The 24948-nt window shown below is 43.1% G+C and carries 24 protein-coding genes; 22 read left to right on the top strand and 2 right to left on the bottom strand.

The window, feature by feature from the left end; translation table 11 throughout:
• Nucleotides 1–171: 171 nt before the first annotated feature.
• The 15 genes from ABWP14_RS04290 (at nucleotide 172) to tcuA (ending at nucleotide 15514) form a co-directional block, all read left to right on the top strand.
• Entirely contained in the window at nucleotides 172–1062 is an 891-nt protein-coding gene (locus ABWP14_RS04290) for a TauD/TfdA dioxygenase family protein (RefSeq protein WP_353201751.1), read from the top strand.
• A gap of 31 nt (nucleotides 1063–1093) precedes the next feature.
• The gene (locus ABWP14_RS04285) at nucleotides 1094–2056 is read left to right on the top strand and encodes a tripartite tricarboxylate transporter substrate binding protein (protein ID WP_353201750.1); all 963 of its coding nucleotides are present in this window, start codon (nucleotides 1094–1096) and stop codon (nucleotides 2054–2056) included.
• 99 nt (nucleotides 2057–2155) lie between these two features.
• Nucleotides 2156–3034 (top strand): NAD(P)-dependent oxidoreductase, encoded by an 879-nt coding sequence (locus ABWP14_RS04280; protein ID WP_353201749.1) that lies wholly within the window; start codon nucleotides 2156–2158, stop codon nucleotides 3032–3034.
• 21 nt (nucleotides 3035–3055) lie between these two features.
• On the top strand, nucleotides 3056–3940 hold the full coding sequence (locus tag ABWP14_RS04275) for a LysR family transcriptional regulator (protein ID WP_353201748.1): 885 nt from the start codon (nucleotides 3056–3058) through the stop codon (nucleotides 3938–3940).
• 143 nt (nucleotides 3941–4083) lie between these two features.
• Nucleotides 4084–4971: an NAD(P)-dependent oxidoreductase gene (locus ABWP14_RS04270; protein ID WP_353201747.1), complete on the top strand. Its 888-nt coding sequence runs from the start codon at nucleotides 4084–4086 to the stop codon at nucleotides 4969–4971.
• Nucleotides 4972–4992: 21 nt separating this feature from the next.
• Nucleotides 4993–5574, top strand: a complete 582-nt coding sequence (locus ABWP14_RS04265; RefSeq protein ID WP_028819061.1) for an amino acid synthesis family protein — start codon at nucleotides 4993–4995, stop codon at nucleotides 5572–5574.
• 36 nt (nucleotides 5575–5610) lie between these two features.
• Complete coding sequence (locus tag ABWP14_RS04260) at nucleotides 5611–6561, top strand: tripartite tricarboxylate transporter substrate binding protein (protein ID WP_353201746.1); 951 nt, start codon at nucleotides 5611–5613, stop codon at nucleotides 6559–6561.
• A gap of 2 nt (nucleotides 6562–6563) precedes the next feature.
• On the top strand, nucleotides 6564–7730 hold the full coding sequence (locus ABWP14_RS04255; protein WP_353201745.1) for a lactonase family protein: 1167 nt from the start codon (nucleotides 6564–6566) through the stop codon (nucleotides 7728–7730).
• A gap of 22 nt (nucleotides 7731–7752) precedes the next feature.
• A complete protein-coding gene (locus ABWP14_RS04250; protein WP_353201744.1) occupies nucleotides 7753–8712 on the top strand; it encodes a 2-hydroxyacid dehydrogenase in 960 nt (319 codons plus the stop codon).
• A gap of 16 nt (nucleotides 8713–8728) precedes the next feature.
• Nucleotides 8729–9391: an RraA family protein gene (locus tag ABWP14_RS04245; protein WP_353201743.1), complete on the top strand. Its 663-nt coding sequence runs from the start codon at nucleotides 8729–8731 to the stop codon at nucleotides 9389–9391.
• Nucleotides 9392–9558: 167 nt separating this feature from the next.
• A complete protein-coding gene (locus ABWP14_RS04240) occupies nucleotides 9559–10518 on the top strand; it encodes a Bug family tripartite tricarboxylate transporter substrate binding protein (protein WP_353201742.1) in 960 nt (319 codons plus the stop codon).
• A 6-nt stretch (nucleotides 10519–10524) separates the two neighbouring features.
• Nucleotides 10525–11727 (top strand): 2-methylaconitate cis-trans isomerase PrpF family protein, encoded by a 1203-nt coding sequence (locus ABWP14_RS04235; protein ID WP_353201741.1) that lies wholly within the window; start codon nucleotides 10525–10527, stop codon nucleotides 11725–11727.
• A gap of 5 nt (nucleotides 11728–11732) precedes the next feature.
• Nucleotides 11733–12524 (top strand): phosphosulfolactate synthase, encoded by a 792-nt coding sequence (locus tag ABWP14_RS04230; protein ID WP_353201740.1) that lies wholly within the window; start codon nucleotides 11733–11735, stop codon nucleotides 12522–12524.
• A gap of 62 nt (nucleotides 12525–12586) precedes the next feature.
• On the top strand, nucleotides 12587–14002 hold the full coding sequence (locus ABWP14_RS04225) for an MmgE/PrpD family protein (protein WP_353201739.1): 1416 nt from the start codon (nucleotides 12587–12589) through the stop codon (nucleotides 14000–14002).
• 15 nt (nucleotides 14003–14017) lie between these two features.
• A complete protein-coding gene (tcuA, locus tag ABWP14_RS04220) occupies nucleotides 14018–15514 on the top strand; it encodes an FAD-dependent tricarballylate dehydrogenase TcuA (protein ID WP_353201738.1) in 1497 nt (498 codons plus the stop codon).
• Nucleotides 15515–15520: 6 nt separating this feature from the next.
• Here tcuA and ABWP14_RS04215 read toward each other — a convergent pair whose 3' ends face one another.
• On the bottom strand, nucleotides 15521–16411 hold the full coding sequence (locus ABWP14_RS04215) for a TrmB family transcriptional regulator (protein WP_353201737.1): 891 nt from the start codon (nucleotides 16409–16411) through the stop codon (nucleotides 15521–15523).
• A gap of 265 nt (nucleotides 16412–16676) precedes the next feature.
• Between ABWP14_RS04215 and ABWP14_RS04210 the strand changes: the two genes are divergently transcribed.
• From ABWP14_RS04210 to ABWP14_RS04180, 7 genes are all read left to right on the top strand, one after another.
• Nucleotides 16677–18101 carry an amidase gene (locus ABWP14_RS04210; RefSeq protein ID WP_353201736.1) on the top strand — a complete coding sequence of 475 codons (1425 nt, stop codon included), beginning with the start codon at nucleotides 16677–16679 and terminating at the stop codon, nucleotides 18099–18101.
• A 58-nt stretch (nucleotides 18102–18159) separates the two neighbouring features.
• Nucleotides 18160–19128: a Bug family tripartite tricarboxylate transporter substrate binding protein gene (locus ABWP14_RS04205; protein WP_353201735.1), complete on the top strand. Its 969-nt coding sequence runs from the start codon at nucleotides 18160–18162 to the stop codon at nucleotides 19126–19128.
• Nucleotides 19129–19151: 23 nt separating this feature from the next.
• Complete coding sequence (locus ABWP14_RS04200; RefSeq protein ID WP_353201734.1) at nucleotides 19152–19883, top strand: SDR family NAD(P)-dependent oxidoreductase; 732 nt, start codon at nucleotides 19152–19154, stop codon at nucleotides 19881–19883.
• Between the two features lie 142 nt (nucleotides 19884–20025).
• Entirely contained in the window at nucleotides 20026–20904 is an 879-nt protein-coding gene (locus tag ABWP14_RS04195) for an enoyl-CoA hydratase-related protein (RefSeq protein WP_353201733.1), read from the top strand.
• An 11-nt stretch (nucleotides 20905–20915) separates the two neighbouring features.
• Nucleotides 20916–22142 (top strand): CaiB/BaiF CoA transferase family protein, encoded by a 1227-nt coding sequence (locus ABWP14_RS04190; RefSeq protein WP_353201732.1) that lies wholly within the window; start codon nucleotides 20916–20918, stop codon nucleotides 22140–22142.
• A 30-nt stretch (nucleotides 22143–22172) separates the two neighbouring features.
• Entirely contained in the window at nucleotides 22173–23171 is a 999-nt protein-coding gene (locus ABWP14_RS04185; protein WP_353201731.1) for a Bug family tripartite tricarboxylate transporter substrate binding protein, read from the top strand.
• Between the two features lies 1 nt (nucleotide 23172).
• Nucleotides 23173–24159 (top strand): tripartite tricarboxylate transporter substrate binding protein, encoded by a 987-nt coding sequence (locus ABWP14_RS04180; protein WP_353201730.1) that lies wholly within the window; start codon nucleotides 23173–23175, stop codon nucleotides 24157–24159.
• A gap of 79 nt (nucleotides 24160–24238) precedes the next feature.
• Here ABWP14_RS04180 and ABWP14_RS04175 read toward each other — a convergent pair whose 3' ends face one another.
• Entirely contained in the window at nucleotides 24239–24874 is a 636-nt protein-coding gene (locus tag ABWP14_RS04175) for an NAD(P)H-dependent oxidoreductase (RefSeq protein ID WP_353201729.1), read from the bottom strand.
• Between the last annotated feature and the right edge of the window lie 74 nt (nucleotides 24875–24948).

Raw genomic sequence — 24948 nt, 5'->3', positions numbered from 1 at the left:
GTTTCTTTAAAAAAATCTAGGATAACCCAAGCGCTTATCACCATAAATTTTGGAGAGGTAAATGATGTTCTTGTTTAAATTGAGGGTATATTTTAAGGGTTACTACTGATATGGCAGCCACTAAAAATAGTTATGCTGAACAATGTCTAAATTAGGAAGTTGGAGACATCTATGAGTTTAGTAATTGCACCCGAGAATCCCTCAAGACCCTCATTTGTGGGTGTGGTCAGCGGAATATCTTTAAATAAGCCTTTAGAGCAGGGGGCTATTGAGGCAATTGATCGCGGAATGGACCAATTTGCTGTATTGGTTTTTAGGGACCAACCTTTAAGTCAGGATGAGCAAATCAATCTTTCACTTCAATTTGGTCCACTTGATTCTGGGTTGCGAAAGGCGACTGGTGCACCCACGCGTTTCAAGCATGATCAACTAATAGATATAGGTAATGTAGCTTTAGATGGGTCGATAGCAAATAAAGATAATAAAAAATTAATTGGTGTATTAGCTAATCAGTTATGGCATAGCGATAGCACTTTTCAGCATCTCCCAGTTAAATATTCCATGTTGTCGGCTGTTGTGGTGCCGGAGGAGGGTGGACAAACGCAGTGGACAGATTTAAGGGCCGCCTGGGATGCCCTACCTGAATCTACCAAGCATTATGTAGAGGATAAAACAGGCTGGCATTCCGCATTTCACTCAAGGATGATGTTGGGTGACAATGATTATTCTCAGGAACAGCTAGAAAAATTTCCTCAAGTAGAGCGTCCTTTGGTACATATTCATCCAGGCTCTGGTAGAAAAGTAATTTTTCCAAGTGTCCACATCACTCAAGTCAGTGATTTAACGGTTCCTGAGGGTAGATTACTAGTTGCCGAATTATTGGAGCATGCAACTCAAGCTCAATTTATATATTCTCATATTTGGCGTCCTGGAGATTACGTAATGTGGGATAACCGCTCGACTTTGCATCGCGGAACTCGTTACGACCTTTCTCAAAGAAGAGACTTACGTAGAACAACTACATTAGAGCGTGACTTTGAGTTAGTTGAAATTGCCGTCTAATTTTTCACCAAATCTTTCTAAGGGTTATCAGATGCATAAGTTACTTGGTAAAGTATTGATTACTATTTCATTGCTGTACACGGGTGTAGCAATGTCTCAGGCTTACCCTACAAGGCCAGTAAAGCTAATTGTTCCTTTTGCAGCTGGTTCTGCATCCGATACCATCGCTCGATCAGTTGCAGATAAATTAACGCTCTCAATGGGACAGCCATTTATTGTTGAAAATAGAGCTGGTGCTGGGGGCACTATTGCGAACGATTTTGTTGCTAAAGCTCCACCAGATGGTTACACCTTATTAATATCAACAGCTGCTTTACCGGTTGGAGCTACCGCCTACTCAAATCTACGCTACGACACTGGTGCGTTTTCATCAGTAACGGTATTTACTCAATCACCCCTCGCATTAGCTGTCAATCCTAGTTTCCCTGCAAAAAATGTTAGCGAATTTATTGAGTACGCAAAGATGAATCCTGAAAAGGTTAACTTTGGTTCTTTAGGGATTGGAACTTCACATCATGTGACTGCAGAGAAATTAAAATTGGATGCAGGAATCAATATGGTTCACGTTCCCTATAAAGGCTCAGGCCCAGCTCATCTTGATCTCATGGGAGGTCAAATTCAAGTGATGTTTGATAACTTAGTTGCGTTGATGCCCCATTTTAAGAGTGGTAAATTGCGTCCTGTGGCCGTCACTACTATGAAGCGCCATCCTCAGTTACCTGATGTACCCACCTTATCAGAAACTGGTGTGAAAGGATTTGAGGCGGTAGCTTGGTTTGGGATGGTAGCTCCTCCAGGAACTCCAAAAGAAATCATTAACAAATTAAATGCTGAAGTCGTTAAAGCCCTCAACACGCCAGAACTTTATCAGCGCCTAACGGATGGTGGCTCAGAGGTGATTGGCAACTCCCCCGAGGAGGCTGACAGATTTTTGAAGGCTGAAATTATTAAATGGGGCAAGGTTGTAAAAGCAGCCAAGATTACCGCAGAGTAATCTTTAAATATCACTCCCTGTTGTAATTGTTGATATCAGGAGCTTATTGAGTTCAGTTACTATAGCTAATTATCATTGGTATTGAATAAGGAAAACAACTTGGACTCAAATCAGAAACCTTCCATCGGATTTATTGGACTTGGAATTATGGGGGCGAGCATGGCAGGACATTTGCTTACTGCGGGTTATCCTGTCAATGTATACAACAGCTCTAAAGAGAAAACCAATGCTTTAGTAGAGAAGGGTGCAAAGTGGTGTGACACAGTAGGTGATCTAGCTGCGAGCTCTCATGTCATTATTACGATGGTGGGATATCCGTCTGATGTGGAAGAGATTTATTTTGGCGCAGGCAAGATCTTAGATAAAGCAAAAAATGCTTATTTAATAGATATGACAACTTCAAGCCCTTCACTTGCAGTACGCATTGCGCAAGAGGCTGAAAAAAGAGGCTGTCATTCATTGGATGCTCCAGTATCTGGTGGAGATATTGGCGCTCGTAACGCTAAGCTTTCAATCATGGTTGGCGGTAAACAGGCTGATTTTGATGCAGTGGTACCCATTCTGAAAATGATGGGAACTAATATCGTCTTGCAGGGTGGACCAGGTGCTGGTCAACATACCAAAATGTGTAACCAGATTGTGGTTGCAGGCACCATTATGGGTGTGAGTGAAGGATTGGCTTATGCCAAGCAAGCAGGTCTTGACGCAAGCAAAGTGATGGAGTCTATTGGTGGTGGTGCAGCATCAGGTTTTCAGTTGCTTAATTCAGGGGCAAAAATGATTGCTGATGATTTTGCCCCCGGCTTTTATGTTGAACATTTCCTAAAGGACTTGGGTATCGCTTTGGATGAAGCAGATAAGAATAAATTAGATATGCCCGCATTATCCCTGGCCAAACGTTTGTATAGTGAATTGGTTGCCAAAGGATACGGACGTAATGGCACTCAAGTGCTCTACACCAAATATATTCATCAATAAGGATATGCCGATAAGGCTGCTATGAAGTTTCGTTTGCGTCAGATGGAAGTTTTTAGGTCAGTCATGCTGACTGGAACCATTAGTGGAGCTGCGAAAATGCTATTTATTTCTCAGCCAGCAGTTAGTCGATTCATTTCCCAGACAGAAGAGTCTCTAGGCTATAAATTATTTAATCGCGTTAAGGGAAAGTTGGTTCCGACCCCCGAGGGCGAGGCTTTATATAACGAGGTTGAGGACTTTTATCAACACGCACAGCGCGTAGATGATTTTGCATCTGATCTTTTACATGGTCCTGCCGGTGTTCTCAATATTTCCTCTAGCCCCTGTTTGAGTTATTCGGTGATGCCAGAAGCAATAACCCGTTTTACAAGACGCTATCCCGGAATTCAGGTGAACTATCACACCACTATGCTCAATAGCATGGCTCAAGAAATTTTAAGTAACAAAGTTGATTTGGCTGTTTCAGTACTTCCTTTGGAGCATATTAATTTAGAGGTACAAGCATTTCGGACTGGCAGAATGGTTTGCGTGATTCCAGATCTACATCCGCTTGCACCCAAACAAAAAATTTCATTGGAAGATTTATCCCAATACGAACTCATTTCTCACCATCCATCGATCCAGTTTGGAAAATTAGTACGTACAGCATTCGAGTCTGCAGGCTTAGTCTTTAATTCACGTATCCATATTCACCAAACTGAGGTGGCTTGTTCCCTGGTTCGGGCAGGCATGGGGGTGGCGATCGTTGATGAGTTTACGGTTTCCAACGGCGCCTGGGTTGGCTTGCAAGTTAGGCCACTAGAGCAAGATATTTTGCTTAAACCCTCTATTGCGCGTTCGGTTTTTGATCGTCAGGGAACCCATGCTGAAAAATTCATTGAGATACTACTTTCCCCAATCCCATAACTTAAAGTTATGGGTTGCTAAATAAAAAGCATACCAAACTGCTAATTTAAGCTAAATTCATTAACACTAATGGTATGTACGGGTTAGCTTTCCAACTCGCTTCAAGTATTGTTTTCAAAAATATAAGAATGGTTGGAGGAGACATGAAGATTGGCCTGATTGGCGTTGGCAATATTGGATTTCATTTTGCTAATCGCCTGATTGCAGCAGGATACGAGCTCTACATCTATGACAAGAGTCAGAAGGCATTAGAGCGGCTTTCTCAATCAGGTGCAAAGATTTGTGCCTCTGCTAAGGATTTAGCATCTAAGGTGGAAACAGTATTGCTTTGCCTGCCAATGCCTCAAATAGTTGCGGATGTCGCTGCAGATGTCGCTCAGGGGAGTCAGGTAAAAATCGTGGTGGATTTATCAACCACTGGCCCATCCGTTACAAAGCAAGTGGCTGCTATGTTGGAGCAGAAGAATATCCCAATGATTGGCTCGCCGGTGAGTGGTGGCATTGTCGCTGCAGAAAAAGGCACCTTAGCCGTGATGGCTTCCGGTCCAAAAGATATCTTTGAAAAGATCAAGCCGATCCTATTAGCTCTAGGAAAGAATATTTTCTATCTTGGTGCTGATCCGACATTAGGTCAGACAGTAAAAATTATTAACAACACCTTATATGCCACTAGCATGATTGCAAGTTGTGAGGCTTTGGTTTATGGAGTGAAGGCTGGTTTAGATGCAAAGACAATGCTTGATGTCATCAATGTGTCTAGCGGTCGTTCCTTCGCAACGCTGGAGCGAATTCCACAGTGCGTCTTAGATCGCAGTTTCCCAGTACGCTTTACTACAGAGCTATTACATAAAGATGTGAAGATGTGTATCGATGAGGCAGAAAAGTTAGGTGTGCCGATGCAAGTCAATCCTGCAGCCCGTCAATTCTTGGCATTTGCTTTATCACAGGGTGATGGAGATAAAGACAATGTATTTCCAATCCACCATATTGAAGAATGGGCCGGAGTTCAGTTTGGTGAGAAGCTAATTTAATTTCATTTATAGGAGACAAAGATGTCATTAATTCAGATTAGAAAAAAATTACTTTCGATTGAAACCGTATATCACGAGAGAGGTCCTGTAGCTAAGGTGCCCTTAAAGATTGGTGTGATTGCTTGCGTGATTAAAAATCCTTATGCAGGTCGTTATGTTGAAGATCTCTCGGGCTTAGTAAAAGATGCTCGCGAAATGGCAAATGAAATGGTTATCGAGTTGATTGATGCCTTGGGCGGTAAAGACAAGATTGAAACTTATGGAAAAGGGGCAATCGTTGGTCTTGATGGAGAATTAGAGCATGGTGCTATTTGGCATGAGGCTGGTGGTTGGGCAATGCGAGCAGTATTAACCAATGCGAAGTCGATTGTTCCTGCTTCAAAAGTAGTTGCAGCCGCAGGATATCGTTTGCAAATTCCACTCCACCATATTGAGGCCTGCTATATACGTAGTCACTTTAATACGATTGACGTTGGCATGGTGGACTCACCACGTCCAGACGAATTAGTCTATACCTTAGCAATGTCTACTGGTTCAAGGGTGCACGAGCGTTTAGGTGGTCTACGCGTCGAGCAAATTTCTGTTGGTGATGGTCAGCGCTAATTTAGCGTTATGTCAGAAAAGAGAAGGAGTCATTTCATGAATAAATTAATCGCGATTTTCGTTTCAAGTCTTTGGATTGGTGGTGCCTTTGCCCAAAGTGATTGGCCACAAAAACCAATTACTTTAGTAGTACCCCTATCGCCAGGTGGAAGTACTGATATTACGGCACGTTTGATTGCACAAAAACTCAAGGCGCAATTAGGTCAAAATGTGGTGGTGGATAATAAGCCTGGTGCTGGAGGTAATATAGGAGCTCAGTTTGTTGTTAATGCACCCTCAGATGGGTATACCTTGTTGATGGCGACCAGTACCTTAGCAACCAATATGTCTTTATTTAAAAATCTTACTTTTAGTTTGCAAAAAGATTTAGTTCCTGTCTCACAAATTGCATTAATACCTAATGTTTTGATGGTCAGTCCGGAGATGCCAGCCAAAGATTTAAATGAATTTATTAAATTAGCACAACAAAAAGAGCTGTTTTATGGTTCTGCAGGAAATGGTACCTCACAGCATCTTTCTGGCGCATTGTTTAATAGCATGATCAAAGGGAAGATGACCCACGTACCTTATAAGGGCGGGGCACCAGCCAATGCAGATTTGTTAGCTGGTCAGATTCAGTTGGTGTTCTCCCCCCTAGTCGAAGTATTGCCCTTTATCGATAGTGATAAGTTACGTCCATTGGGTGTTACAACTAAGACCAGGTCGTCACGCATTCCCAACGTTCCTGCGATTGATGAGGTGCTGCCTGGTTATGAGGTGGTTCTCTGGAATGGTATTTTGGCTCCAGCAAAAACCCCTGAGGTAATTATTAATAAGCTAGCGGCAGCCATCAAGAAAGTTATAAATGATCCCGAAGTTCAAAAAACATTTGCCGAGCAAGGTTCAAAAGGTGTTGGTAGTACTCCGGCTGAATTTAGAGATCTCATTGCAGTAGAGATTCCAAAGTGGGCTCGTTTGGTGCAGATTTCTGGTGCAAAGGTTGAATAATCATGAAAATTAAATACGTAGTCGCGCCGCTGTCTCTCATTTCCGTCTTAACTTTATCGGCTTGTGCCGGAATTGGAGGTTCTGATTCTTCTAAATTTCTTTCCATTCAGGATGGCAGGGCGTTATTAGTGGATGGAGTTGGTAAGGTTGGCAAGGTTCCAGATACTCTTGCCTTAGTAGAGTTAAAGGATGATAAATTAAGACTTCACTTTGATTTGGTGATGCCTACTTCTTTGGTGGGCCCACCAGCTTCGATTGCGATATTGCCTGATAAAAAATACGCTTTAGTCACGGCTGCAACAAAGTTAGATCCAAACGATCCTAATAAAGTAATTCCATCAGATATCATTTCTCTAGTGGCATTAGGCAGTGGCAAGGATCCATTAAAAGTAGTGGACACGATTTCTTTGGGTGCAGGGCCTTCGGGTCTAGCAGTGAATCGAGCTGGTGATCTTGCATTGGTTCCAAATCGCGCAGGTGGCACAGTATCTATTGTAGAAATCAAAGGCCAAAAGCTCACTGAGAAACAAAAAATTACTATTGGTGATAAAACTGGACCAAGTCAGATTGTGATTACGCCTGACGGTCGTCGTGCCTTGTTAACGCGTGATGGAGATAACCAAATTTCTATTCTCGATATTAACGGCAGCAATATCACACTCAATAAGAAAACGATCTTTGCTGGACTGAAGCCCTATAGTATTGATATCGACTCTAGCGGAAAGTATGCAGTAGTAGGCAATCTTGGCGGAGGCCAAGGCGATGCTGACACCATGAGCTTGATCGATTTAAGTATGGATCCTCCAAGGGTGGTAGATACAGTGACGGTAGGTCAAACTCCTGAGGGTGTTTCCTTCTCTCCGAATGGCAAGCTGATTGGCGTAACCGTCATTAATGGTAGTAACAAACCTAGAGCCTCCTCTTATTATGGTGAGGCTGTTTATAAGCTATTTGCTATAGACAATGGAAAGTTAGAGTATCTGTCAGAGGTGAAGGGCGGTCATTGGTTGCAGGGTCAAGCATTTACCCCCGATGGTCGCAATGTATTAGTGCAAGATGCCCATAACCAGGAGATTCGTCTTTACAGGATTGATGGTAAAAAAGTCAGCGATACTGGTGAAAGACTGAAGATGAAAGCGGCTCCTGCTACGATTAGATACTGGAACTAGAGATTGACTTAGCGGAGAAGGAATGAAGCCTTTAGCATTAGCGTTGGTGTACATCACAGAAGAGCATCGTGAGTTGGTATCTCAGCATTTTGAATTGATTTACGCTCCAAATGAAGATTTAGGCAAAGATCGTAGAAATGGTGCAGCCCAAATTGCATCTCGAGGCAAAGATATCCGTGTCGTATTAACGAATGGCACGAATGGTCTGCTTGAGAGCGAGATTGATGCTATGCCTAACTTGGAAATTATTTGTACTTTGGGCGTAGGTCATGAAAATGTCCCTATTGAGCATGCTAAATCCAAAGGGATACGAGTAGCTAATGCAGCAGGGACTAATGATGACTGCGTAGCGGATCATGCTATAGGAATTTTGTTAGCAGCTATTCGTAAAATTCCGATGATGAATGCTGGCGTTAGGCAGGGTATGTGGCGAGATGATATTCCAAGGCCACCCCATGTTTCTTATAAAAAACTTGGTCTAGTTGGCATGGGTGCGATAGCTAAAAAGATCGCCAAGCGGGCCAAGGCATTCGAGATGGAAATTGGCTATTTCAGTCGAACTCGTCGCGATGAAACAGGTTATCAATATTTTGACAGCCTGAAGAGTTTGGCGCAGTGGTGTGATTTTTTAGTAGTGGCTGCACCTGGTGGTAAAGAAACCTTTCATATGATTAATGATGAGATACTTGCAGCCCTAGGACCTAAGGGTGTAGTAGTCAATATTTCGCGTGGCAGTTTGGTCGATACTCAAGCCCTAGCAAGAGCATTAGCAGGAAATGTGATTGGTGCAGCAGCGCTCGATGTATATGAGAGTGAACCAAAACCACCTAAAGAACTCCTGGAGTTTGAAAATGCAATCTTGACACCTCACATTGCTGGAATTTCACCTGAAGCAATTCATGCCTCGGTGCAGCGCTTTATCGATAATGTCAATTTACACTTAGCTGGTAAACCACTGCTTACTCCAGTGGATGGAATTTAATTTTTAAGGAATCGATATGTGGAATGGAATTGAAATCAATGATCGCGTAGCTCCTTCAGTTGAGGGTATCAAAGCACTGGCAGAGTTTCCAACATCGATTGTGGGTGATGTGACTGGTCGACTGAACGGCACCAATGGGCTTTATCCAGTCAATAAGTCCCCAGTCACCGCTTGTGGCAATGCAGTTACCGTCAAAGTGCGCTCTGGAGACAATCTGATGATTCATCTTGCGCTCAGAATGCTTAAGCCTGGAGATGTCTTGGTAGTTGATGGCGAAGGTGATCTGACGCGCGCACTCTTTGGTGAAATTATGATGAGTGTTGCAAAGTCAAGGGGTGCAGTCGCTGCCGTAATCGATGGCGCCATACGCGATGTCAATGCCTTTGAAAAAGCCCAGTTTCCTTGTTGGGCACGAGGAATCAATTTACGAGGTCCCTATAAAGATGGCCCAGGAGCTGTAAACGTGCCAGTTTCAATTGGCGGATTGATTATTAATCCAGGTGATATTGTTTTGGGTGACTCAGATGGTGTTGTAGCTTTCTCACCAAAAGTGGCGCTAGAGGTAGCGCAACTCGGCAAAGAAAAGGTGGCGCAAGAGGTAGCGACCTTAAAGTCAATCAAAGATGGTTCTTATAACGATTCATGGATTGATACAGTTCTCAAAGCTAAGGGCTGCTGATCCCCCTTTTTTTGTTGATTTGCAGCTCCAGGGCTAAGGTCGTGCTTTTTTCTTGATTGGGATAAACACTAGGAAATTTGGTCTTTTGTTGACAAGTTTCCATTTAGGAGTAAAACTAGCTACTACTAAATTTTAGTGACCCATTTTTTAGGAAAAAGGTACGCCGCATGAAATTCCTGACTCGATTACTGGTAATTGCTTTTGCATTCGGTGCAAACGGCGTATATGCGCAAGCATGGCCTGCCAAACAAATCACCATTGTTGTGCCTTTTGCTCCGGGCGGTAATATTGATATTGTAGGCAGGACCATAGGCAAGGAGCTTGCTCTAATACTGAAGCAACCTATTATTATTGAAAATAAGCCTGGTGCAGGTGGCATGGTAGGGGCAACTTACGTTGCAAAAAGTAAGCCTGATGGATATACCTTCTTGGTAAGTAGTAATGGTTTAGTCACCACTACCTTAGTTCGTAATGACCAACAACATAAAGATGAGGATTTAGTTCCAGTTAGTCTGCTAACGATTGCCCCATCAGTCATTATTGCCAATAACAATAATCCCGCTTCAAACTTAAAAGAATTTATTACTAATCTAAAGGCAAGCAAAGACAATCGCGTAGTATTTGCTACACCTGGGGTTGGAACAACACCGCACTTTGTCTCAGGATTACTGAAGATAGCTGCTGATGTTGATATTGAGCCCATTCCATATAAGAGTGGTAATGACACTGTGACTGCTTTAATAGGAGGGCAGGTGCAGCTTGCTTCTGAGTCTACTCAGGTAGTTAGCTCTAAAATTAAGGCGGGAATGGTGAAGGCATTAGCCGTGACTTATGATCAACGTTCTTCAAGTCTGCCAGATGTGCCCACTACTAAAGAATTAGGTTACCCCAGTATTTTCATTACCCATTTTGTGGGAATGATGGCGCCCGCAGGTACGCCAACGGATATTCTCGAAAAAATGAATCAAGCCAATCAAAAAGCTTTGCAGTCCCCTGAAGTCAAAACTATATTTAATAATGCAGGAACTCTTGTAGTTGGCGGTTCTAGGGCTAGTTTTGCTGAGTATATGCAAAAAGAACGAGAGCGCCTAAGGGTAGTTGCGCTAGATGCCAAGATGATTCAATAGTATGTCATGACAGATTCATTTTTGGCAGTAACGGCGGTAGATTCTCCGGAGCTCATTCCTGTGAGAGCAACCTTAATGCGTGGCGGCTCAAGTAAAGGACTTTATTTCTTGGGTTCAGATCTGCCTGCTGAAAAGTCTATGCGCGATGCCGTTCTTTTAGCAAGCTATGGGTCTCCTGATGCACGGCAGGTAGATGGGCTTGGAGGTGCAGACCCTCTAACCAGTAAAGCTGCAATTGTTGACGTATCCGAGCGTGACGATGCCGATGTTGAATATACTTTTTGTCAGGTGGGCATTGAAGATGCTGCCGTCTCTACTGGCGGAAATTGCGGCAATATGCTTTCTGGAGTTGGGGCGTTTGCGATTTTGCGTAGTTTAGTAAAAGGGGTCGACCCAATAACCACAGTTCGGATTTTTACTACGAATACTCAACAAGTTGTTATCGCATCCATACCCACTCAAAAGGGTATGCCCATCTGGGATGGTGATTGTTCCATTGCTGGGGTCCCGGATACGGGCGCTACCATCCGTTTAGATTTTGGTGACTGTAGTGGAGCAGTTTCTGGAAAGTTGCTACCAACAGGAAGGTCGATTGATATGGTGCAAATCAATCATAAAGAGATTCCACTGTCATTAATCGATGCAGCTACCCCTTTTGTGTTTGTTCGGGCTAGCGATATTGGCGTTACCGGATATGAGACGCCAGATCAAATGCGCAACAATTCTTCTCTCATGGCTACTTTGGAGCAAGTGAGATCATGGGCAGCCGTTCAGCTGGGAATAGTTAGCAATCCAGAGGAGGCTTTAGCAAAATCCCCTAATGTTCCTCGTGTCATGATGATTGCACCTGCGGCCGATTATGAAACACCCCGAGGAAAGCTTGTTTCAAAAGCGGATGCAGATGTTTGTGTACGACAATTGAGTATGCAAAAACCTCATAAAGCCTTGGCAGTAACGGGTGCTGCTTGCGCGGCTGTAGCAAGTGCTGTACCTGGGTCACTTCTTCAGCAACTAGTTGGGGGTGTGAAGGATGTGGTGAGACTTGGTCACCCTAGTGGCGTATTAAGAGTTGCCGCTCAGTCTAAATTAGTGGATGGGCAATTGACGATTCAAAGTGCTCAAATAGAGCGTACCTGCCGTTTATTGATGGATGGATTTGTGTATGTGCGTAAAAGCAAAATCCAAACTCTTTTACAGGGATTGAAATAACAATCATGACTACAGCTCCAAGTTCACTGGCTCTGCCTTTACAAAGTAAACCCCGAAAAACAGGCCGCACATCGATTATCGATTATGGTCCCGACAATATGGGATGGACTGGTGAAAACGGAGTTGCTGACTTATTAGCTTGTGCGGGAAATTACATTGATTTCGCAAAAATTTATGCGTTCAATAGCTTACTCATCCCCTCTGCGACATTAAAAAGAATCATTTCCCTATATAACAATGCAGATATTGTTTGTTATTCAGGTGGAATTCTTTTTGAATATGCTCATCTCAAGCATGATGTAGCCGGAATGTTAAAGTTTTTGACCGATTTGGGGTTTAAAGCGATGGAAATATCAGAAAACTATATTTCCTTAACGGCTGATGAGCGTAACCGATATTTTGATGAGTGCCAAAAAGCAGGCATTGCAGTTATTTATGAATTTGGTCGAAAAAATCCTGAAACCGAAATTAGCCTAGAAGAGTTGGAAGTTTTAATAAAGACAGTTTTAAATCAAGGAATTGAACACATCATCCTTGAGGAGTCTGAAATTACGATGACCGCTAAGAAGAATCCAAATGTCTTAAAAGAGCTTGCTAAAAAGGAGTGGTTCAAAGAAATTTTTGTTGAGGCTGATCCTTTTAGATTCCCTCAGAATCATTTGGGCCTATTTCAAGACTTTGGTTCTCAGGTGAACCTAGCCAATATTGCCCCAGGTCAAGCGCTTCGCTTAGAGGGTTATCGGCAGGGGATTGGCAGGGCTGTTGACTACTCCATTTTTAAACAATTTGGTATCTAAGTCAGCGATGGTTTATAGTAGTAGCAGTTACAACAACCTATATTGATTTCTTGGAGCATGTCATGACAATGAACACAGATACAGCCGCCGCTTTGGAGGGTTTAACTTTAAGATTCGCCGAGTTAGTCCATGCCCTGAAATATGAGGCCATCCCTGAAGAGGTGACTAAGAAAGCAAAATTCATCATTCGTGATGGCTTAGGTAATCAGATTGCTGCTTCAGCGATTAGTGAGCCAGCTCGTAAAGTGATTGAAATAGTCAAGGAGTGGGGCGGTAAGCCTGAAAGCACTGTAGTCGGATACGGCTTTAAAGTTCCCGCGCCTATGGCGGCGATGTGTAATGCCATGATGGGTCACGGAGTGGAGCTAGACGATGCTCATGGATCCGGTTTGATCAAGGCTGGCTCAGTGATGGTTCCCTCACTAATGGCTTTAGCAGAGGCGAATAATAAAAGTGGTAAAGAGGTTGTCACTGCATTAATTGCTGGATACGAAGTGGCGATACGAATTGCAAAAGCAATTAATCCTGGACATAGACAGCGTGGCTTTCATACCACTGGAACGGTCTCTGCTATTGGTGTTGCAGCAGCCGGTGCGAAGCTTTTAGGATGTGATGTCAATGCTATTGCTTCTGCAATTGGCTTAGCAGCAATGCAGTCAGCCGGTATTCAATCTTACTTGGATGATCCCTGCATGGCTAAACCGTTTAGCCCAGGCAAGTCGGCATTGAACGGCACTATGGCTGCGGTCATGGTTAGCCGTGGATTTACAGGACCCAAAAAGGCGCTAGAGGGCCGTGAAGGATTTTTTAATGCGTATTGCGATGATATTCGTGTAAGTGATTTACTTGATGGTCTTGGTCAAAAATTTGCCATTATGGAAGTGGGCTTTAAACCACATGCAGCTTGTAGATATGCACATGGACCAATTGATTTGGCGCAACAATTTTTTCATGAAGATAATATTCGTCTTCAAGACGTTGATTCCATCAGAGTCAATATGTGTGAGCTTTCTATTCGCCAGGCTTCTAAACCAAAACCACCAAATTTGAATGCTGCTATGGGTAGCACTCAGTTTAGCGTTGCCTTAGCCTTAGAGATTGGACGAAATGGATTGCGCGAGTATTGGGATGGATTTAACAATCAAAAAATTCATGATGCTTCTTCTACGCAAACTACCCTAATCTGTGAGCCAGCATATGGTGTTACGGGAAGACAGGCAGCAGTTGAGTTGACTCTTAAAAATGGAAAAGTTTTACGGCGTGAACAACCCGAACCAAAAGGTGAGCCAGCCAATCCACTAACAGAACAAGAGCTTTCTGATAAATTTACTGGCTTGGTAAAGATGGTGAAGGGTGCGCAAAATTTAGGCCCCGCGCTCTCTGAAAAATTAATGAATTTAGAAAATCAAGCTTCAGTTAGCGAAATTATTACGAGCCTAAAAGCGCAAGATGAGACGCCTGTATTGGCAGAGGCTTGATCGAGAGCTATGACCATGGAAAGTCAATTTGGTAATCCTGATGTGATTGTTGTAGGGGCTGGTAATGCAGCTGCTTGTGCTGCTTTGGCTGCGCGTGAGCATGGGGCTTCAGTCATCATGCTAGAAGCTGCTCCTGTGGAGGAAGCTGGTGGCAATAGTCGTTATACAGCTGGTGCAATGCGAGTCGTTTTTAATGGCCCTGAAGATTTAAAGCAAATCATTCCTGATTTAACGGAAGCAGAAATTGCAAGTGCAGATTTTGGGTCCTATACCGTAGATCAGTTTTACGATGATATGGGGCGATTAACTGAGTACAAGACTGATCCAGATTTAGCTGAAATTCTGATTACAAAAAGTTTAGAGACTCTGATTTGGATGCGGAAAAAAGGCGTTAAGTTTCAGGCAAGTTTTGGTAGGCAAGCCCACAAGATAGATGGAAAGTTTAAATTTTTTGGTGGGTTAGCTTGCGAAACTTGGGGTGGAGGAGAAGGCATAGTAGAGCTAGAACATAAAGCCGCAATCAGAGACGGCATCAAAATATTTTATGAAACACCAGTCATTGAATTGCTTGAAGGTGATGATGGGATTATTGGTGTTAAGGTTCGCATTGGAAATAAGAAGGTTGATATTCATAGTAAGGCAGTGATCTTAGCTTCGGGTGGATTTGAGAGCAATGCTGAAATGCGGGCGAGATATTTAGGTCCTAACTGGGATTTAGCAAAAGTAAGAGGAACTCGTTTTAACACTGGTGGCGGCCTTAATATGGCCCTCAAAGTGGGTGCGATGGCGTATGGACAATGGTCTGGATGCCACTCTGTCTCTTGGGATATGAACGCACCCCCATTTGGTGATCTCGTTGTTGGTGATAGTTACCAAAAACATAGTTATCCATATGGAATCATGATTAATGCACGAGGTGAGCGCTTTGTTGATGAAGGTGCTGATATTCGAAACTATACGTATGCAAAATACGGTAAGGTAGTTTTAGAGCAGCCAAGTATGTTTGCATGGCAGGTATTTGACGCAAAAATTAGCCCTAAGCTTCGAGATGAATACAGGATTCGTCAGGTTACTAAAGTTCAAGCGAATACTATCGAAGAGTTGGCAGAGAAGTTAGAAGGTGTTGACCCTAAAGCATTTGTAGAGACTGTTAAAGAATTTAATGATTCAGTCATGACTGATGTACCGTTAAATTTAGCAGTTAAAGATGGTCGTGGCACCAAAGGTCTCGAGATCCCAAAATCAAACTGGGCAAATACGCTTGATACACCACCGTACGAAGCCTATGGTGTAACTTGTGGCGTCACTTTTACATTTGGTGGCGTGAAGATTAGTAATCATGGCCAAGTCGAGAATGAGGCAGGAAAGCCCATTCCCGGTTTATATGCAGCTGGAGAGATGGTAGGAGGATTGTTCTATTACAACTATCCAGGTGGTACGGGACTTACTTCCGGCGCCGTTTTTGGAAAGCTAGCAGGAGATTCTGCTGGGAAAGCTGTTACTCAGAAATAAACTGGGTTACTTTGACTTCGTTTTGACTGGTACTTTTTTTGCCTGAATCCGTTCTTTGAGTTCGGTTACTTGTTCTTTTGGCAGGTATTTTTTACGAAGTTCAAATAAGCCAGGATTGAATTTTTCTTCTAGCAGAGCGCTAAAGTGCTTAAAAATTTCTGCCAAGTAAATCTCATGGCGAATTAAGCTATCAGCCAGATTGACTATAGGCTGACTTTGTGTGAACGCACCGGTGCTTTCTTTCATATTCACGATTAAAGCTTCTTTGAAATCAATCGATAGAGTAATCAGATATCTTCCAAGCCCTACAACAGTGCCATCTCCTTCATGGGGAAATACACTGCAATTTTTTGAAAAGTTGAATTGCTTAATTTGATTTGAGTCACCAAACAAAATGAACAGCAGTGATACACCCCGCTTTGAGGCAAGCTTTAATTCTTCAAGATGAGGAAGCAGTTCTTCAAAGTGTGCTTTTATCCAAATATGCGATTTGGCTTCAAGAATAAGTTGGCTTATTTTTAAGCGAGCCTCATCAGAGTTATCAATGTTCCAAACATAATGAGTTTTTTCTTCGGGTTGGAGCTTTTCGAGCCCAACTTCAAGGGCTAGGCAGCGATCCTGTACGGCTTTAGAAATTCTACTAAAAAGGGTGGCCGGGCTCACAGGAACAAAGCGAACAGGATCTAGGCTCACCCTTTGCACGGCCTGTTTCTTTTCAAGACTATCTAGAGCGCTGTATACGTTTGGGCGGGGAAGAGCATTATTTTTACTAATCTCATAAGCAGTTACTGGGGAGCTCTGTAATAGGGAAATATAGATCTTGGCCTCGTAATCTGTGAAACCAAGTTCTTGAAGCTCTTTAGAATATTTTGTAACTGTTTTGGTAGATAAGTGCATCCCATAATTTTATATCGGAAGTTCTGTTTTCGTAATGGCTTTTATAGAAAAGGACCGCCTTTAGTAAGATATTTTGGGTCACCTTCCAATGTATTTTATTTCTGAATAATGGGTTAAACCCCAATCCATTTATTGGATGTGAGATAGCGGTCTTAGCCCATCAGCTGTCAGTTAAAGATATATGTTGTATTGCACCATTACTTAGCTAAAGTTCTCACCTATACTAGAAATACTACTAAAAAATATACAAGAGACAGATTCAAAAATGCTAAACGAAGATTTATGCTTTTTATCAGCAACCGAGCAGTCAAAACTGATTCGCTCAAAAAAAATTTCAGTGCAAGAGCTGATTCGTGCGCATCTAGATCAAATCGAGCGTTACAACCCAGTCTTAAATGCAATTGTGACTTTAACTGCAGACTCTGCCATGGCTGAGGCATATGTTGCAGATCAACAGCTCGAGAAAAATGCCGAAGTAGGAATACTGCATGGACTACCCGTTGCGCACAAAGACTTGTTTTTAACGAAGGGCGTTCGAACCACTTTCGGATCTCTGGCATTTGAAGATTTTGTTCCAGATGTTGATTCCTTGCCAGTTGAGCGCTTAAAGAAGGCTGGAGGTATCAGCCTAGGGAAGACCAATACCCCAGAATTTGGTGCTGGTAGTCAAACCTTTAATGCAGTCTTTGGCTCGACGCCTAATCCCTATGATCTCACTAAGACTTGTGGAGGATCCTCTGGTGGAGGTGCGGTTGCTTTAGCTAGCGGCATGATCTCCATTGCTGATGGAACAGATTTAGGGGGATCTTTACGTAACCCTGCTAGTTTTTGTAATCTAGTTGGCATACGACCTTCAGCGGGCAGGGTGCCATCATGGCCAGAGTCATTGGGTTGGTACACCATGAGTGTCCCTGGTCCTATGGCGCGTACTGTGCAAGATGTTGCTTTAGCAATGGCTGCAATGTCAGGTCCAGATGATCGCTCGCCGATCTCTTTGGAATCGCCTGGCGAGATATTTTTAAATCCCTTAATAAGATCATTTAAAGGCTGCAAGATTGCCTTTAGTGCAAATTTAGGTGGTTTACCTGTAGAGCCAGAAGTGGCCGCAGTAGTTGAATCTACCAGGGCTGTGTTTCAAGATTTGGGTTGTGAGGTGATTAATGATGAGCCGAATATTTCTGAGGCCGATGAAATCTTCATGCTGTGGCGTGCTTGGCGAACTGAGTTACGCATAACGCCACTATTAAAGGAACATCGTACTCAATTTAAAGATACAGTGATCTGGAATGCCGAGCAAGGCCTTCCTATTACGGGACCTCAATTGGCTAGGGCTGAAGCCAAGCGAACTGAGCTCTATCACCGTGTACGTGAGTTCTTTAAGAAATATGAGTTTTTAGTATTGCCCGTATCTCAGGTGGCTCCATTTTCAATAGATCTGGAGTTTCCACAAGAGATTAATGGAGTCAAAATGGATACCTATATTGATTGGCAAAAATCGGCCTATCACATTAGTGCACTAGGCAATCCTGCAATCTCGGTGCCAGCAGGTTTTACCAGTAACAACTTACCAGTAGGTATTCAGATTGTTGGACGTCACCGAGATGATTTTGGTATTTTACAACTGGCACACGCTTTTGAGCAAAAAACGCTATTTGCACAGAGGAAACCCCCTATATGCAAGCCCTTATAAGTCCATTCAAAATAGTCCCTAAGTACATTAGTTCGCCATCAATTAAAGGAGAGTAAACATGCGCCATATTTCAACATACGCTGCACTATTGTTAGGCTGTCTAACGTTTTTTTCTGGTATTGCTACCGCAGCACCATATCCCGAAAAGCCCATTCGCTTAGTTGTTCCATACCCTCCAGGCGGAACTACTGATGTACTGGCCAGAATTATTGTTCAGGGCTTAACGGAAAAATTAGGCGTTCCTGTCGTTGTTGAAAATAAGCCAGGCGGCGGAAATAATATTGGCACTGAGTTTGTGATTAAATCACCGGCCGATGGCTACACCATGCACTTAACTAATCCAGCTAATGGCATTAACGCTACCCTGTATAAAAACTTAACATATAACTTTATCAACGATACAACCCCGGTAGCGGGTATTGTTCGCACACCCAATGTGATGGTGGTTACGAATGGTATGCCAGTGAAGACGGTTGCAGAATTTATTGAGTATTGCAAGACTAATCCCTCCAAGGTGAATATGGCATCCTCTGGTAGTGGAACCTCAGTCCATTTATCGGGCGAGCTATTTAAATCGATGACGGGCTGCAAGATGACCCATATTCCTTATAAGGGTGCAGGTCCTGCCTTAACTGATCTGATGGGTGGACAGGTGCAAGTCCTGTTTGATAATTTACCTTCATCCGCTGGATTTATTAAAGACGGCAGAATTCGGGCGCTGGCAGTAACGTCAGTTGCGGCTGAACCTTCATTCCCCAATTTGCCAACGGTGGGAGAGACTGTGCCTGGTTACGAGGCAACTGCTTGGTTTGGCCTTTCAATGCCAAAAGGGTCCCCACGCGAGGCTATTGTTAAAGTCAATACTGCGATGAATCAACTCTTAGCAGACCCGAAGGTATTGAAACGTTTAGCAGATTTGGGTGGCGTCCCGATTCCCGGAACACCAGAAGATTTTGGAAAAGTCATCGCCAATGAAACTCAAAAATGGGAAAAAGTGGTGAAGGCTTCTGGCGCTACAGTAGATTAATGGTATTGATAAAAGGCTAGCTGATGGATATCCAAAAGAAGGTATTGATTACTGGCGCGAGTCGTGGAATCGGTAGGGCTATTGCTACACGATTAACTCACGATGGTTATCAAGTCATTAATTTGGATAAGCTAGCCCCACCGAGCTTGTTGAAAGATGAAGCATTTCACTGTATTGATATTACGGATAGTGATGCTGTAAAAAAGTTAATTCAAGAAATCGCAAGTCGTACCGAGATAGTAAGACTAGTAAACAATGCAGGAATTATTAAACCAGACACCCTGGAGGATGTTAATGATCAAGATTTTGATGCGGTATGCGCATTAAATCTCAAGGCGCCAATGGTGCTAACGCAATGCTTATTGCCATATATGCGTAAAGCTCATTTTGGAAGAATTGTTAATATTGCCAGTCGAGCAGCTTTAGGGAAGGAAGAGCGGACTGCATATTCTGCGACTAAAGCAGGACTGCAGGGCATGACAAGAACCTGGGCTCTTGAACTAGCGCAATTTGGGATAACCGTTAATGCAATTGGACCAGGGCCTATTGCAACAGAATTATTTACTTCTGGTAATCCTCCAGGCGCGCCCAAGACTATCAAGATTGTTGAAAGTATCCCTGTTAAGAGAATGGGGCAGCCTGAGGACATCGCTCATGCGGCAGCGTATTTGATGGATGAACGTGCCAGCTTTGTAACAGGACAAACACTGTATGTATGCGGTGGCATGACAGTTGGCTTAAGTAATGCCAGCTAGCTCATCTGAGGGATCTTCAGATCTAACTTGTCCGTATATTTAATTTGTTTAATACATGTTTTTTTTTGGGTATTATTTACTCAGTGAATAAATATCTTTATATTTATCTAAGAAAACAAATCACAAATTTAACGGAGATAAGATGAGCATCAAACCAGAAAAACCGTATAAGGACATTCTTTTTGAAGTCAAGGATCAAGTTGCTTGGATTACGATTAATCGTCCACGAGTATTGAATGCTTTTAGAGAGCAAACACTGGATGAAATGATTGATGCAGTAAAACTGACAAGAGAAGACCCTTCTATTGCTTGCGTTGTCTTTACTGGTGCTGGAGATAAAGCTTTCTCTGCTGGCGGTGACTTCTATGCAATGAAACGCCTTACTTTTACAAATGCTTCCATGTGGAATGATCGGATGTTAGGTTTGGCTATGGCCATTCGTGGTATTCCGATTCCAGCAATTGCAATGGTGAATGGTTGGTGTGTTGGCGGAGGTCATGAGCTCGCTTTGTGGTGTGATTTGGTGATTGGTTCAGAAAAATCTGTCTTTGGCCAAACGGGTGCAAAAGTAGGGGCTTGCCCAACAGTGGGCGCGACTCAATATTTGCCACGCATTGTTGGCGAGCGGATTGCACGCGAGATGATTTTCTTGGCAAAGCGGTTTGATGCAAAAGACGCTGAAAGAATTGGCCTGATTAATAAGTGTGTACCAGAGGCAGACTTATTAAAAGAAACATTAGCTTGGTGCGAAAACATCAAGAGTAATAGTTCACAAACGATTCGCATGACCAAGAAGAGTTTGAACTTTGAATCTGATCAGCTATACGCATCATGGCAGCATGGCATGGAGCTACTTGCGTACGTTTGGGGCTCTGAGGAGAGTTTGGAAGGAATGAATGCCTTCCTTGAAGGCCGCAAACCAGACTTCCAGCAATTTAGATTAAAGAACAAAGCAGCCCTGGATGATTACTTAGATGGATTTCATAAGAATCTGAACGCACCGCCTGATATGCGAGATTAGTGATCGGTCTTATGAGTTTAGATAATCAAGCTGAGTCTGCAATTCAAGAGGGCGCTCTGGCGGGACTAAAGGTGCTTGATCTGAGTCGTGTCTTGGCGGGCCCTTGGTGTGGCCAACTGTTAGGTGATTTGGGCGCTGAAGTGATTAAGGTCGAATCACCTTCTGGCGGGGATGACACTCGTGCCTGGGGTCCACCGTTCTTGGAGGGTGAGTCTGCTTACTTTTTGGGATGCAATCGAAATAAACAAGGTGTGGCGATTGATTTTTCTGGCTCAGAGGGTAAAGCCTTGCTGGCGAAATTAATTCCTCAGTTTGATGTTTTGATTGAAAACTTTAAAAGTGGAACTCTAGATAAGTGGGGATTTAATGCTGCTTGGTTTGAGAAACATGCGCCCACTTTAGTTCGTTGCTCTATCACGGGCTATGGAAGTGCTGGCACACAATCAGGGTTGCCAGGGTACGATTTTATTTTGCAAGCCGAATCTGGCTTAATGAGTATTGCGGGGCCTAGTAATGGTGAGCCTACAAAATATGGAGTTGCGATTGTTGATTTAGCTACCGGCATGATGGCGGCTAATGCGATACAAGCTGCCTTATTGGCGCGTTACAGAACAGGAAAAGGTCAGGCAGTTGAGGTTTCCTTATTTGATACCTCTATTGCTTTATTGGCAAACGTTGGCAATAGTCATTTGGCTACTGGAAAAGATTCAGGACGTTATGGCAATGGTCATCCCACCATTGCCCCTTACACTACTTATCACTGCCATGATGGCATGGTGGCCCTGGCTGTAGGTAACGATAAACAATTTGCGAAATTAGCTCAATTACTGGGGCACAGTGAGTGGATAGACGATGATCGTCTGAAAACAAATTCAGCACGCGTACAAAATAGAGATTTGATTGATGGATTACTGACAGAAAAACTCAAAAAATATTCTAGCGACGAGTTAATTGATCTTTGTAGGGCTAACGGGATTCCTATTGGTAGAGTCAATACCGTAAAACAGGCCCTTGCTTTAGAGCAGACTATTGCAAAAAATATGGTGCTTGAGATGAAACATTCTAAAGCGGGTATATTTAGATCATTAGCTTCACCCCTCACAATGCATGGCACAGTCAACACTAAAAATAATGCTCCTCCGATACTGGGCGAGCATACTGATTCTGTACTGAGGCAATATCTTGGATTAAGCGATAGTGATTTAAGTGATTTAAAAAATAAAAAAGTGATTCATTAAGTCCCAAACACTGGGATCGGAGGAAATAATATGAAATCTGTTATTAGTAGAAGATTGGCATCTTTGTTTTTAGGCCTAGCCTCACTGGGAATTTTTCAGACGGCAGCAATGGCGCAAGCAGATGCTTACCCCAATAAACCAATTAAACTGATTATTACTTGGCCAGTGGGTGGTTTTGCAGATACGCTTGGACGAACAGTAGCAAATCAGCTTGGCCCAATCCTAGGTCAACAAATTGTGGTGGAGAACCGAGGCGGCGCTAATGGAATGATTGGTGCGGATGCGGTTGCTAAGGCTGCTCCTGATGGATACACCTTAATGTTTCAGTCGGTAACATCGCATGCTATTAATCCCACGATGTATAGCAAAACACCTTACTCAACTGAGAAAGATATTGTTCCTCTAGCTGTTATTGCTCAAGTACCAATGCTATTAGTTGCTAATCCTAATTTAGCGGCTAAAAATATTGCTGAACTCATTGCATTAGCTAAAAAAGAGCCCGATACCCTTGCTTATGCAAGCTTTGGAAATGGTAGCGCTAGCCATTTGGCGGGTGCACTGTTGACCAACCAAGCCGGTATCAAAATGATGCACATTCCTTATAAGGGTGGCGGTCCAGCAATTACAGATACCTTGGGTGGTCAAGTTCCCATGAGTTTTTCTGCCTTTGGTGTGGCTTTGCCTCATGTTAAAAGCGGTAAGCTTATTGCATTGGGCACTACAGGGCCAACTAGAGCAAAACTGTTACCCGATGTGCCTACGATTGAAGAATCTGGTAACTTAAAGGGATATGAAATGTCGATCGTCTATGCGGTATGGGCGCCGGCAGGCATGCCAGCACCGATTGTTAGTAAATTAACTAAGGCCCTTGAGCAAGTAGTAGCTTCCAGTGCTTTTAAAGAGAAGGTAACTAATGATGGTGGCGAAGTGATGAATTTATCTACACCAGCTGAAAGCAATGCCTATTTTCAAAAAGAGATGCAGCGTTTAAGTAAGATTGTTAAAGATGGCAATATAAAGGCAGACTAATATGAATAATCTATTTCAAAAAGTAGTGGTTGCTGGTTTAATCCAATTTTGTGCGATCGGTTTAGTCAATGCACAAAATAAAGAAATCGCTTCTTATCCCAATAAGCCAATTCGGATTATTAATCCTTTGGCAACAGGGGGTGCCGTTGATACGATGGCACGTATGCTGGCACCTAGCCTACAAGAAATTTTGGGTCAACCGATTGTGATCGAGAGCAAGCCGGGGGCTGGGGGCACGATTGGCAGTAATTTTGTAGCCAAGTCAGCACCTGATGGATACACCATTTTGATGGTGTATGACACCTTTGCTGTTAACCCGCACGTCTATAAAAACTTACCATTTGATTCATTTAAAGACTTGGCGCCAGTAACCGAATTAGTCAAAATTCCTTTGGTAGTAGTTGCAGGCAATAAATTACCAGCTAATAATTTGCGCGAGCTGACTGACTTATCAAAATCTAAGACTAATGGGATTAATTTCTCTAGTGGAGGCGCTGGAAGTTCTGGGCATCTTGCTGCTGAACTGCTCAAAACTAATCTAGGCATAGATATGACGCATGTGCCATATAAAGGGGGTGGTCCAGCAATGACTGCAACTATTGGTGGTGAGACGGATATTACGATTTTAGGGGCAGTTATTACCGTTCCTCAAATTAAGGGTGGAAATCTGAAAGCTTTAGCAGTGCTTGGAAAAAAACGGACTCCTGCTTTGCCACAAGTTGCTACAGCAAGTGAGCAGGGCCTCACCAATTTTGATGTGAGTTCATGGGTTGGGGTTTTGGTTCCAGCCGGAACACCTGCACCGATTGTTGACAAGATTAATAACGCCTTTGCGCAAGCCCTTAAAAATCCTGCCGTACAGTCGCGGATGGCAGAGCAGGGCAACGAAATTGTTGCCAGTTCTCCGGCTCAATTTGGGGTATTTTTAAATCAAGAGTCTGCTAAGTGGGCTAGGGTCATTAAAGAGAATAATATCCAGCTAGAGTGAGCAGTAAAGTGGCTCGATGATGAAAGTTTTATATTCAATAGTCGAGCTGCATTGCTGAGTCCTTCTAGTCAGGAATGACTTACTCAATCCTGATCACAAACTGATCTTTAGGCCTTCTGACTTTTTTCAAATTAACAAGCCAGTCCTCATCAGTCTTTCTGTAGCCTATTGGCATGATGACAACACTACGTAGACCTCTTTTTTTGAGATTCAGAATGTCATCAAGTGCAGCCGGATCAAATCCCTCCATTGGAGTGGAGTCGACTTGTTCGTAAGCGGCAGCAATGAGAGCGGTTCCTAAGCCGATATAGGCCTGTTTTGCTGCATGTGTGAAATTGACCTCAGGGTCTCTTGTGGGGTAATTCTTGAGTAAGTTTTGGCGATAGGCAGTTCCAGACTCACTCTTAAGGTTCCGAATTTCTTCAGTCATATCAAATGCAGCATTAATACGCTCTGCAGTATAGGTATCCCAAACAGCAAAAACCAACAAATAAGAACAATCTGTAATTTGAGATTGATTTGAGGCAATAGTACAGATTTTTTCCCGTACGGCTTTATTACTTACCACTATTACTTCATAAGGTTGTAGTCCGCTTGAGCTTGCCGATAATCGAATCGCATCTAAGATCTGTTCAAGCTTTTCTTTTGGGACCACCTTGCTGGCATCCATCTTTTTTGTAGCATAACGCCACTGTAATTTCTCAATGAGACTCATTCATCATCCTTTGGTAGTTAATTGCTGTAGTGATGCCCCTAATTTTAGATGAAACTGAAATCAAGAGCTGATTA

This window comes from Polynucleobacter sp. (genome assembly GCF_040400325.1).
Taxonomy (GTDB): domain Bacteria; phylum Pseudomonadota; class Gammaproteobacteria; order Burkholderiales; family Burkholderiaceae; genus Polynucleobacter.
The sequence above is the reverse complement of the archived record's forward strand: the minus strand, read 5'-3'. Positions and strand labels throughout refer to the sequence as shown.

What these genes read in the sequence shown, in the direction of transcription:
- ABWP14_RS04290 (WP_353201751.1), top strand. Translation starts at nt 172, where the DNA reads ATGAGTTTAGTAATTGCACCCGAGAATCCCTCAAGACCCTCATTTGTG.
- ABWP14_RS04285 (WP_353201750.1), top strand. Translation starts at nt 1,094, where the DNA reads ATGCATAAGTTACTTGGTAAAGTATTGATTACTATTTCATTGCTGTAC.
- ABWP14_RS04275 (WP_353201748.1), top strand. Translation starts at nt 3,056, where the DNA reads ATGAAGTTTCGTTTGCGTCAGATGGAAGTTTTTAGGTCAGTCATGCTG.
- ABWP14_RS04270 (WP_353201747.1), top strand. Translation starts at nt 4,084, where the DNA reads ATGAAGATTGGCCTGATTGGCGTTGGCAATATTGGATTTCATTTTGCT.
- ABWP14_RS04265 (WP_028819061.1), top strand. Translation starts at nt 4,993, where the DNA reads ATGTCATTAATTCAGATTAGAAAAAAATTACTTTCGATTGAAACCGTA.
- ABWP14_RS04260 (WP_353201746.1), top strand. Translation starts at nt 5,611, where the DNA reads ATGAATAAATTAATCGCGATTTTCGTTTCAAGTCTTTGGATTGGTGGT.
- ABWP14_RS04255 (WP_353201745.1), top strand. Translation starts at nt 6,564, where the DNA reads ATGAAAATTAAATACGTAGTCGCGCCGCTGTCTCTCATTTCCGTCTTA.
- ABWP14_RS04250 (WP_353201744.1), top strand. Translation starts at nt 7,753, where the DNA reads ATGAAGCCTTTAGCATTAGCGTTGGTGTACATCACAGAAGAGCATCGT.
- ABWP14_RS04245 (WP_353201743.1), top strand. Translation starts at nt 8,729, where the DNA reads ATGTGGAATGGAATTGAAATCAATGATCGCGTAGCTCCTTCAGTTGAG.
- ABWP14_RS04240 (WP_353201742.1), top strand. Translation starts at nt 9,559, where the DNA reads ATGAAATTCCTGACTCGATTACTGGTAATTGCTTTTGCATTCGGTGCA.
- ABWP14_RS04235 (WP_353201741.1), top strand. Translation starts at nt 10,525, where the DNA reads ATGACAGATTCATTTTTGGCAGTAACGGCGGTAGATTCTCCGGAGCTC.
- ABWP14_RS04230 (WP_353201740.1), top strand. Translation starts at nt 11,733, where the DNA reads ATGACTACAGCTCCAAGTTCACTGGCTCTGCCTTTACAAAGTAAACCC.
- ABWP14_RS04225 (WP_353201739.1), top strand. Translation starts at nt 12,587, where the DNA reads ATGACAATGAACACAGATACAGCCGCCGCTTTGGAGGGTTTAACTTTA.
- tcuA (WP_353201738.1), top strand. Translation starts at nt 14,018, where the DNA reads ATGGAAAGTCAATTTGGTAATCCTGATGTGATTGTTGTAGGGGCTGGT.
- ABWP14_RS04215 (WP_353201737.1), bottom strand. Translation starts at nt 16,411, where the DNA reads ATGCACTTATCTACCAAAACAGTTACAAAATATTCTAAAGAGCTTCAA.
- ABWP14_RS04210 (WP_353201736.1), top strand. Translation starts at nt 16,677, where the DNA reads ATGCTAAACGAAGATTTATGCTTTTTATCAGCAACCGAGCAGTCAAAA.
- ABWP14_RS04205 (WP_353201735.1), top strand. Translation starts at nt 18,160, where the DNA reads ATGCGCCATATTTCAACATACGCTGCACTATTGTTAGGCTGTCTAACG.
- ABWP14_RS04200 (WP_353201734.1), top strand. Translation starts at nt 19,152, where the DNA reads ATGGATATCCAAAAGAAGGTATTGATTACTGGCGCGAGTCGTGGAATC.
- ABWP14_RS04195 (WP_353201733.1), top strand. Translation starts at nt 20,026, where the DNA reads ATGAGCATCAAACCAGAAAAACCGTATAAGGACATTCTTTTTGAAGTC.
- ABWP14_RS04190 (WP_353201732.1), top strand. Translation starts at nt 20,916, where the DNA reads ATGAGTTTAGATAATCAAGCTGAGTCTGCAATTCAAGAGGGCGCTCTG.
- ABWP14_RS04185 (WP_353201731.1), top strand. Translation starts at nt 22,173, where the DNA reads ATGAAATCTGTTATTAGTAGAAGATTGGCATCTTTGTTTTTAGGCCTA.
- ABWP14_RS04180 (WP_353201730.1), top strand. Translation starts at nt 23,173, where the DNA reads ATGAATAATCTATTTCAAAAAGTAGTGGTTGCTGGTTTAATCCAATTT.
- ABWP14_RS04175 (WP_353201729.1), bottom strand. Translation starts at nt 24,874, where the DNA reads ATGAGTCTCATTGAGAAATTACAGTGGCGTTATGCTACAAAAAAGATG.